1 pseudogene is annotated in these 232 nt (G+C 68.1%); it reads right to left on the bottom strand.

Going from position 1 to position 232, the window contains the following annotated elements:
- A pseudogene (locus tag AB3X89_RS40870) lies at window positions 1-232 on the bottom strand (avirulence protein); the annotation flags it as partial.

The following is a 232-nucleotide window of genomic DNA, read 5'->3' as shown; positions in this document are numbered from 1 at the left end:
CACCACCTGCTCGGTGCTCAAGCCAAACGGAGGCTCACGCAGCGCCGGCAACTGTGTCCTGACCGCCTCGAGGGCCTGCTTGCCGCCACCGTTGCTGGCGATGGCCACCACCTGCTCGGTGCTCAAGCCAAACGGAGGCTCACGCAGCGCCGGCAACTGTGTCCTGACCGCCTCGAGGGCCTGCTTGCCGCCACCGTTGCTGGCGATGGCCACCACCTGCTCGGTGCTCAAG

It is taken from the genome of Paraburkholderia sp. BR14320 (assembly GCF_040948665.1).
In the GTDB taxonomy this organism is placed as follows: domain Bacteria; phylum Pseudomonadota; class Gammaproteobacteria; order Burkholderiales; family Burkholderiaceae; genus Paraburkholderia; species Paraburkholderia youngii.
This window is presented reverse-complemented; position numbering and strand designations above follow the sequence as displayed.